Origin of the sequence: Corallococcus sp. CA041A, assembly GCF_003612075.1 — a bacterium.
In the GTDB taxonomy this organism is placed as follows: domain Bacteria; phylum Myxococcota; class Myxococcia; order Myxococcales; family Myxococcaceae; genus Corallococcus; species Corallococcus exiguus.
The window spans coordinates 1-8,357 of sequence record NZ_RAWF01000355.1 but is presented as its reverse complement, the minus strand read 5'-3'; the positions used below and the strand labels follow the sequence as shown (position 1 = coordinate 8,357).

Here is an 8,357-nt window from a genome sequence, read left to right as displayed (position 1 = left end):
CCCCTGCACCGCCTGCCTCCAAGCCGAGCGCCCCGGCCGCGGCGTCGTGCTCGGCGAGCCGGCTGAGCCCCATCCCCAAGCCCACCGCGAAGCCCCTGCCTCCGGCCGTGGCGTCCATGCGCGAGCGCATCATCAAGGCCGCCGTCGCGTGCGACTACGCGGGCCTCCAGAAGCTGGGGGACGAGAAGGGCCCGAGCGTGCGCTTCTCCTACGACCCCGACCAGGACATGGCCACCACCTGGCGCATCCAGGAGGAGTGGAAGGACAGCCCGCAGCCGGTGCTGGCGCGGCTGGTCCACGTCCTCAACCTCCCCTTCTACCAGGAGGGCAATCTGTACTGGTGGCCCACCGCCTTCCGTGAAGGCGCCACCGACGCGGACTTCGCCCTGCTCAAGGGCATCTATCCGGACGAGATGATCACCGACATGCGCAAGGAGAAGAGCTACATCGGCATGCGCGTGGGCATCTCCTCGGACGGCGACTGGCAGGCCGCCATCCAGGGCGACTGATCCGCCCCCAGGTCAGTCGCCGGTGACGAAGCGCGCGACGGCCTCCTGGACCTCCTCGTCACCCATCATCCCCACGTGGTCCGCCTGCGTCTCCAGCCGGTCCACGTGGAGCGGCCCGGGCGGCATGGCCCGCGCCGTCAGGACCGAACCATCTCCGTCCGCGAGCACCGGATCCTCGAACGTGGGCTTCCCGTCGATGAGCCGGAACGACTTGATCAACGGATGCCCCACGCCCACCACCGCCAGCGTGCGGAAGGGCGGCGGCGGTTCATCGTGCTCGGAGAGTGAGCGCGCCAGCTGCGAGCGCGCCTCCAGCATGCGCTCCAGCCACTGGCGATACGCGGGCAGCTCCCGCACCGCCGCGTCCTGGAACACGCCCCACCCGCCGTCGACCCACGCGCCCGGACGGTAGGCATCGAACGTCACCGGCTGGCCGCTCGCGTCCACGAAGAAGTCGCTCTCCATGGGCAGGAGCTGGAACGCGGACGCGAAGGTGAAGAGCGCCTCCGGTGACAGCAGCGACCGGTTGCGTCCCACCGGCGTGCCCAGGGTGAAGTCGTCGAACATGCCCGGCGCGCCCCGGAACGGCGTGCCCAGGAACACCACGCGCTTCACGTGCCGCGCGCCCGCCCACGTGGGCTCGCCCGTGTCGTCACCGGTGCCGTAGCGCAGGCAGTGCAACGTGATCAGCCCGCCCATGCTGTGCGCCACCAGGTTCACCTTCACCCGGCCACCCCGCGCCTCCGCGAGCGAATCCAGCAGCGCGCACAGCCGGTTCGCCGTCACGCGGTTGTCCTGCCGCCAGTCGTAGTCGAAGACGACGAAGCCCGGCAGCCGCTCGCGCCCGAACTCCAGGAAGCGCTTGTAGACGTCGTAGCGAGCCACCCATGGCAGCACCGTGAAGCGCGTCACCGGCCCGTCCGCCTCGAGCGGCCCGAAGCCCGGCGTCGCCCGCTGGCCAGGAAACGGCAGCGCCAGCGACCGCTCACCGCGCGTCAGCACGTCGCCCACGGACACCCAGGCCCGCTCATGCTCGCCGTCCGCCGTCGCGAGGAACGACCCGCGGTACCCAGGAACGAAGACCGTCACCTCCTCGCCCGCGGGCGGAGGCACCGCGACGCGGGAGGCCGTGCAGGCGCTCAGGAACAGCGAGACCGCGACCGGGAGGAGGCGCATGCGCCGCAACCTCAGCCTCGCGCTCCCTCCACGCAAGGCCCAGCCATCACGACCCCGGGCGGGTCATGACTGCCCTCGTGGAAAAATATGGATTCAAGGCAACCCGGCTTGCATGCCCCGACCCGTCCCGTGCAAAAGGCACGTCGCACACCCGGTCCGGGTCAAGGGAGTTCGAACCATGGATGAAATCGTCGTTCAATTGAAGTCACTTGCCCTGACCGAAGCGCTCCCGCTGCTGCTCAAGGTCATTGGGGCGCTGTTCGTCTGGTTCATCGGGCGGACGGTCATCGCCGGCTTCCGCAAGGTGCTGGACATGGGCCTGCAGCGGCGGCAGCTGGACGCCACGCTGATCCGCTACGTCGGTTCGCTGTTCACCGGCACGCTCACGATAATGCTGATCGTCGGCATCCTGGGGCTGATGGGCGTGGAGACCACGTCCTTCGCCGCGTTGATCGCCGCCGCGGGTATCGCCATTGGCGCGGCCTGGTCCGGGCTGCTGGCCAACTTCGCCGCGGGCATCTTCCTGCTGGTGCTGCGCCCCTTCCGCGTGGGCGAAGAGATTGAAGCGGGCGGCGTCGTGGGCATCGTCCAGGAGATCGGCCTGTTCGTCACCACGCTCGACACGTCGGACAACGTGCGGATCGCCGTGGGCAACAACCAGATGTTCAGCGACAACATCATCAACTACAGCCACCACCCGTACCGCAAGATGACGGTGAAGGTGCCGCTGATGCACGGCGTGGACGTGCGGGTGCTTCAGCAGGCCCTGGTGGATCGCATGGCCACGGTGAAGGGCGTCCAGGAGAAGCCCGTGCCGCAGGTAGAGGTCGCGGAGTTCACGTTCCAGGGCCCCATCCTGGCGGTGTGCATCTTCTGCAAGCCCACCGAGTACAACGACACGCAGGCCAACGTGGGCGATGCCATCGCGGAGATCCTCCTGGCCGCGAACTACATCGTGCCCACGGCGGCCCTGCTGACCGCGCCGCCGCAGCAGCTGGCGAAGGCGGGCTGAAAACGCAGTCGGTGACGGGTGGCGAGCAGGCCGGCGTCCGGCCTGCTCCCCCTCCTGGCGGGAGGACGACCCCGCGAGCAGGTTCCCCTCTGAGCGACACCGTGAGTCCTTCCGGTGATGAGTTCGGGGATCCCGCCTCTTCCAATAAATACGCGAATTCATTCGCACTTCCGGCTGGGCGCCCCCATGACAGCTCGGTTGCCCACGGAATAGTGTGGCCAGTGCGGATTTGACCCACCCTCCGCTTCTCGCGAGAGAACGGCGCAGGGCGTCATCCCGGAATCAGCGGCAGGCCTTACTTCTCGCGAACGCCACCGCCCCGGGTGGCGCCCGCGATGGCGTCCCCGAGCGCGGAGTACATGAGATGAGCCAGGATCTGTCGAAGCGGATCGCGAACCTCTCACCGGAGAAGCGCGCAGAGCTGCTCAGGAAGATGGCCGCGCAGAAGGCCGTCGCCGGCAACTCCGTCCAAGGCCTCATCCCAGCACAGGACCGCACGCGCCCGCTGCCCCTGTCCTTCGCCCAGCAGCGCCTGTGGTTCATTGATCAGCTGCAGCCCGGCACGTCCCTCTACAACGTGCCCATGGCGGTGCGCCTGGAGGGCGCGCTCGACGTGGCCGCGCTGGAGCGCGCGCTGCGCGAAGTGGTGCGCCGACACGAAGTGCTTCGCACGACCTTCCGCGAGGACGAGTCCGGCCCCGTGCAGGTGGTGTCTCCGGAGCCGGCGCTCGCGCTGGAGCAGCACGACTTCACCGGCTCGCCACCGGAAGCAGCGTGGCGCCTGGCACGTGAAGCCGCGGCCCGGCCCTTCGACCTCGCGAAGGGCCCGCTGCTGCGCGCGCTGCTGCTGACGTCCGCGCCCAGGGAGCACCTGCTCGTGGTGGTGGTGCACCACATCGTCTCCGACGGTTGGTCCATGACGCTGCTGGTGCGCGAGGTGGCGCTCCACTACGGAGCCTTCGCGCGAGGACAGGCCGTGCCCCTGCCTCCGCTGGGTGTGCAGTACGCGGACTTCGGCGTCTGGCAGCGCGAGTGGATGCAGGGTCCCCGGCTGGAGAAGCAACTCGATTACTGGAAGCGGCAGCTGGCGGGAGTGCCCTCCGCGCTGGAGCTCCCCACGGACCTGCCCCGCCCCGCGGCCCGCAGTGGCCGGGGAGCACGGCATGAGCTCCTGCTGTCGCGCGAGCTGACGGAGGCGCTCAAGGCGCTGGCGCAGCAGGAGGGCGCATCGCTCTTCATGGTGCTGCTGACGGGCTGGCAGGTGCTGCTGTCGCGCTATGCGGGGCAGGAGGACGTGACGGTGGGCTCGCCGGTGGCGGGCCGCACGCGCGGCGAGGTGGAGGGCCTCATCGGGCTGTTCGTCAACACGGTGGTGATGCGCACGCAGGTGGAGCCCTCCGCGTCCTTCCGCGCGCTGCTGCACCAGGTGCGGGAGACGGTCCTCGCGGCCCATGAGCACCAGGAGTTCCCCTTCGAGCGGCTGGTGGAGGAGCTGCGTCCGGAGCGCACCCAGGGGCGCACACCGTTCTTCCAGGTGATGCTCACGCTCCAGGCCTCCTTCCGCGGCGCGGCGTCCGTGGAGGGCGTGAAGCTGGAGGCGATGGAGCTGGACACGCTCACGTCGAAGTTCGACCTGATGCTCCAGGTGCTGGAGACGGAAGCGGGCCTCAAGGGCTTCCTCGAATACGACACCGACCTCTTCACCGCGCCCACCCTGGCGCGCATGGCGGAGCACCTGCGCGTGCTGCTGGAGGGCGCCGTCCGCCGTCCGCACGAGGCCGTCTCCCGCCTGCCGCTGCTCACCGACGCCGAGCGCCACGAGGTGCTCCTCGCCTGGCAGCCGCCCCGCCCCGCCCCGCTGCCGTGGAGCACGCAGCACGGCGCCTTCGAAGCCCAGGTGGACCTCACGCCGGACGCGGTCGCCGCCACGTTCGGGGACCAGTCGCTCACGTACGCGCAGCTGGAGGCACGGGCCTCGCGGCTGGCGCGCCACCTGCGCCGGCTGGGCGTGGGCACGGAAGTGCGGGTGGGCCTGTGCGTGGAGCGCTCGCTCGACATGCTGGTGGCGGTGCTCGCCGTGCTGAAGGCCGGGGGCACCTACGTGCCGCTGGATCCGGCGTTCCCCCCGGACCGCCTGGCGTACATGGTGGAGACGAGCGGGATGCCGGTGCTGGTGTCGCAGCGCGCGCTGGCGTCCATCCTGCCGCCGCATTCGGCGCGCGTGGTGTCGTTGGACGGGGACGCGAAGGCCATCGCGGCGGAGGACGGCGCGCCGCTGCGCGACGCGGTGCCACCGGAGGCCGTGGCGTACGTGCTCTTCACCTCCGGAAGCACCGGGCGTCCCAAGGGCGTGCAGGTGCCTCACGGCACGGTGGCGCGCTTCCTGGCGGCGTTGCGGGAGGCGACGGGCATGTCCTCGAAGGACGTACTGGTGGCCGTCACCACGCTGTCGTTCGACATCGCGGTGCTGGAGCTGTTCCTGCCGTTGTCGGTGGGCGGGCAGGTCGTCATCGCGTCGCGGGACATCGCCGTGGACGGTTCTCGGCTGGCGGGGCTGCTGCGGCAGTGCGGGGCGACGGTGCTCCAGGCCACGCCCAGCACCTGGCGGCTGCTCCTGGAGACGGACTGGCGGGGCCCGGAGCTGACGGCCCTCACCGGCGGCGAGGCCCTGCCGCGCGAGCTGGCCGAGTCGCTGCTCCAGCGCTGCCGCGTGCTGTGGAACGTGTACGGCCCCACGGAGACGACGGTGTGGTCCACCGCGCACGCGGTGGCGTCGGGCACGGGCAGCGTGCCGATTGGCCGGCCCATCTCCGGCACGCAGGTGTACGTGCTGGACAGCGGGTTGAACCCGGTGCCGCGCGGCGTGCCGGGTGAGTTGTTCATCGGCGGCGAGGGCGTCACCCGGGGCTACCTCCACCGGCCGGACCAGACGGCGGAGCGCTTCATCCCGGACGCGTACGGCGGCGTACCGGGCCTGCGCGTGTACCGCACGGGCGACCGCGTGCGGTGGGCCGCCCACGGCGTGCTGGAATACCTCAACCGCGTCGACAACCAGGTGAAGCTGCGCGGCTACCGCATCGAGCTGGGAGAGATTGAAGCGGTGCTGAGCCAGGCCCCGGGCGTGCGCGACGCCGCCGTGGTGGTGCGCGGCAACGGCGCCGACGCGCGCCTCGTGGGCTACGTGGTGGCGCGGCCCGGACAGGCGCTGGAGTCCCAGGCGCTGCGCGCGCTCATGAAGGAGCGGCTGCCCGAGTACATGGTGCCGTCCGCGCTGGTCGTGCTGGACGCGATGCCCCTGACGCCCAACGGCAAGGTGGACCGCAAGGCGCTGCCCGCGCCGGACGTGTCCACGGAAGCAGCACGCGAGTTCGTCGCGCCGCGCACGCCGATGGAGGCCCAGGTCGCGGAGCTCTACGCGTCGCTCCTCCAGGTGCCGCGGGTGGGCGCCACCGACAGCTTCTTCGAGCTGGGAGGGCACTCGCTGCTGGCCACGCGGCTGACGTCGCGGTTGCGCACGGCGTACCAGGTGGACCTGCCCCTGCAGGCGCTGTTCGAGTCCCCCACCGTGGCGGAGCTGGCGGTGCGCATCGCGGCCTCGGCGAAGGATGCGCGCTTCGCCGGTCCGCCTCCGGTGGTGCCGGTGCCGCGCACTCGGAACCTGCCCACGTCCTTCGCGCAGCAGCGCATCTGGGTGATGGAGCAGTTCGATCCAGGCTCGGCCGCGTACAACATGCCGTTCTCGCTGCGGCTGACCGGGGCGCTGAACCTGGAGGCCCTGCGCCTGGCGCTGGAGCTGGTGGTGCACCGGCACGAAGCGCTGCGCACCACCTTCCAGCCGACCGAGGACGTGCCCGTCCAGGTCATCGCGCCGCCCGAGCCGCTGGTGCTGCCGGTGGTGGACCTGCGAGCCCTGTCTCCGGAGCAGCGCGAGGCGGAGGTGCTGCGCCGCACGGAGGCCGAGGTGCGCCACCCCTTCAATCTGGAGTCGGGGCCGCTGCTGCGCGCGTCGGTGCTGGTGCTGGATGTGCATGAGCACCTGGTGCTGCTGACCATCCACCACGCCGTGTTCGACGGCTGGTCCATGAGCGTCCTGATGCGGGAGCTGTCGGAGGCCTATCGTGCCTTCGTCGCGGGGGCGAAGCCGGTGCTTCCGGTGCTGCCCTTCCAGTACGCGGACTTCGCGGTGTGGCAGCGCCAGTGGCTGTCGGGGGCGGAGCTGGAAAGGCAGATCGCCTGGTGGCGCCGCGAGATTGACGGGATGCCGTCCGTGCTGGAGCTGCCCACGGACCGCCCCCGCGGTCCACGAGGGGCGCATCCTGGCGCCCTGTTGCCGGTCGCCTTCCCCCTGGAGTTGTCGCGCGCCGTGGAGGCGCTCTGCACGCGCGAGGGCCTCACGCCCTTCATGTTCCTGCTCGCCGCGCTCCAGGTGCTGATTGGCCGCTACTCCGGCCAGGACGACGTGAGCGTGGGGTCCTCCGTGGCGGGCCGCAACGACGCGGAGCTGGAGGGGCTGCTCGGGTACTTCATCAACACGCTCGTGCTCCGCACCCGGATGGGCGGCGAGCCCACGGTGCGGGAGCTGCTGAGCCGGGTGCGCACCACCACGTTGGGGGTGCTCGCGAACCAGAACCTGCCCTTCGAACAGCTCCAGCCGATGCGCGACCTGCGCGGGTCGCCGTTGTTCAACGTGCTGTTCCTCATGCAGAACATCCCGGAGGTGGACCTCTCGCTCGCGGGCGTGAAGGTGCAGGTCGAGGAGCGCATGGGCGCCTCCGCGAAGTTCGACCTCACGCTCTCCCTGTCGAGGACCGAGAAGGGCTTCACGGGAGAGTTGGAATACGACACCGACCTCTTCGACAGGTCGACCGTCGTGCGGATGATGCGGCACCTGCGGCTGCTCATGGAGGGCTTCGTCGCGCATCCGGACCGCCGCCTGTCGTCGGTGCAGTTGCTCGCGGGGGAGGAGCGCCAGCAGGTGCTGGTGGAGTGGAATGCGACGCGGGCACCCTTCCCCGAAGCGTGCATGCACTCGCTCTTCGAGGCGCAGGTGCGCCTCGCTCCGAACGCGGTGGCCGCTGTCTTCGAGGGGACGCAGCTGACGTACGCGCAGCTGGATGCGCGTGCCAATCAGCTCGCCCAGGCCCTTCGCCGTCGTGGCGTGGGCCCCGAGGTCCGCGTCGCGCTCAGTGTCGAGCGCTCCCTCGATGTCGTCATCGGTCTGCTTGGCATCCTGAAGGCCGGTGGTGCCTGGGTGCCCGTGGATCCGCTCCTGCCTCGTGAGCGTCTGGCCTTCATGCTGGAGGACAGCGCGGCCCAGGTGCTCGTCACCCAGCACGCGCTGGTGGACCGCTTCCCCGAAGCACTGCATGCACGCGCGCTCTGCCTGGATACGGAGCGCGAGTCGCTGGCCGAGGAGCCGACGGATGCGCCCGTGACGGGAGTGACGCCCGCGAACATGGCGTACCTGCTCTACACCTCGGGCAGCACGGGGACGCCCAAGGGCACTGCGGTGGAGCACCGCAGCGTCGCCAACCTCGTCACCCACGAGGCGGTGGCCTACGGCATCGGTCCCGGCAGCCGCGTGTTGCAGTTCGCCAGCCTCAGCTTCGACCTCTCCGTGGAGGAGATTTTCACCACGCTCTGCAACGGCGCCACGCTGG

The 8,357-nt window shown here is 70.5% G+C and carries 4 protein-coding genes; 3 read left to right on the top strand and 1 reads right to left on the bottom strand.

Features of this window, described 5'->3' with window-relative positions; translation table 11 throughout:
- On the top strand, positions 1 to 509 hold a 509-nt coding region (locus D7V77_RS38260; protein WP_233597488.1), incomplete at its 5' end, for a hypothetical protein.
- Positions 510 to 521: 12 nt separating this feature from the next.
- On the opposite strand, the gene D7V77_RS38255 is transcribed toward D7V77_RS38260, so the two are convergent.
- A complete protein-coding gene (locus D7V77_RS38255) occupies positions 522 to 1,685 on the bottom strand; it encodes a hypothetical protein (protein WP_120581166.1) in 1,164 nt (387 codons plus the stop codon).
- 178 nt (positions 1,686 to 1,863) lie between these two features.
- On the opposite strand from D7V77_RS38255, the gene D7V77_RS38250 reads away from it, so the two are divergent.
- The gene (locus tag D7V77_RS38250) at positions 1,864 to 2,697 is read left to right on the top strand and encodes a mechanosensitive ion channel family protein (protein ID WP_120581165.1); all 834 of its coding nucleotides are present in this window, start codon (positions 1,864 to 1,866) and stop codon (positions 2,695 to 2,697) included.
- A 364-nt stretch (positions 2,698 to 3,061) separates the two neighbouring features.
- Positions 3,062 to 8,357: non-ribosomal peptide synthetase (locus D7V77_RS38245; RefSeq protein WP_120581164.1), on the top strand; the 5,296-nt coding region annotated here is incomplete at its 3' end.

Excerpts from the sequence above, each read along its gene's own strand:
- D7V77_RS38255 (WP_120581166.1), bottom strand. The coding sequence starts at position 1,685 with ATGCGCCTCCTCCCGGTCGCGGTCTCGCTGTTCCTGAGCGCCTGCACG.
- D7V77_RS38250 (WP_120581165.1), top strand. The coding sequence starts at position 1,864 with ATGGATGAAATCGTCGTTCAATTGAAGTCACTTGCCCTGACCGAAGCG.